We start from the raw sequence: 1110 nt of genomic DNA, 5'->3' as shown, positions 1-1110 counted from the left end.
CTGCCGACGATCGGCAACCGCGGGTACTGAGACCGGACCGGGGGCCCCGCTACGGCGGCGGCCCCCCGCGAGGATCGACCGGGACGCCGCCCTCAGCGCTTCCCCAGCGCGTCCGCGAAGGCCGCGATGCGGTTGCGGGCGTAGGTGGGCAGGCCCGCGCTGATCGAGTTGCCGGTGTTGAAGCTCGAATTGCCCATCAGCACCTGGGCCGGCAGCAGGTTCTTCAGCACCGGCACGCGGGCGTACTCCGCCTTGCGGTCGAGCACGTCGGCCTTGATCGCCAGCGCCATGTAGGTGGTGACCACGGTCCGCTGCGGGTCTCCCGGCACCGGCTGCAGCACCGCCAGGAACTTGCCGAAGCGCAGGATCTGGTTGACCCAGAAGATCGTCTGCTCGATCCCCCCGGTCACCGGCGTGTCGACCTTCGTCAGCGCCCCCAGCGTCGCGGCCTTCTCGGGCGGCAGCACCCGCAGCTCGCTCTGGAAGGAGACGAACTCGGCGATCTTCTTGGACGAGCCCTCCTCCAGCTTGTTGGCGAGCTTCACCCCGAGCGGCAGCTTGCCCTCCAGGTCGTAGCGCGACTCGATGCAGGTGGTGCCGGCCTCGCACCAGGGCCGGTCGGGCCGGCGCGCGAAGGCGGCGGCGGGGTCCTTGGTGGGCGTCACGTCGGCGGGATTGAGCGCCTTGTGGCGGATCGCCGGGTCCATGGCCTGGACAAAGGCGAGGTTGGCGAAGGCCTGCAGGTCGATCGCCTCGGGCGGCCGGGCCACCACGAAGCGCCCCTCCGCCACGTAGACCTTCAGGGTCTCGTGGCGCTGCTTCGTCACGCCGTTCACCGTCTGGGCGTAGTCCGGCTCCTTGTAGCCGGGGAAGGGCGCGAGCGCGGCGGCCTCGGCGGGCCTCTGCCGCTGCCAGTCGAGATAGGGGGTGAGCCCGCTCTCCGGGTTCTGCGGCTGGTCGCGCCGGTCGCTGAACAGGATCGTGCCGGGCTTGAGCATCGCCGGATCCTGCGCGGTGACGGCGGGGACCTCCCGGATCCGCTCGGAGGCGGGCGCGCCCGTGCCGGGGCCGGCCGCCGGCGTCTTCACCTGGGCCTGGGCTGGCGAGGGG

Annotated in this window: 1 protein-coding gene; it reads right to left on the bottom strand. The window is 72.1% G+C overall.

The window, feature by feature from the left end; genetic code table 11:
• Positions 1-92 precede the first annotated feature (92 nt).
• Positions 93-1088, bottom strand: a complete 996-nt coding sequence (locus AX737_RS18580; RefSeq protein WP_082773130.1) for a hypothetical protein — start codon at positions 1086-1088, stop codon at positions 93-95.
• Between the last annotated feature and the right edge of the window lie 22 nt (positions 1089-1110).

This window comes from Methylobacterium sp. CCH5-D2 (assembly GCF_001556475.1).
Taxonomy (GTDB): Bacteria; Pseudomonadota; Alphaproteobacteria; order Rhizobiales; family Beijerinckiaceae; genus Methylobacterium; species Methylobacterium hispanicum.
Note: the sequence above shows the minus strand (reverse complement) of the source record. Positions and strands in the feature narration are given on the sequence as shown.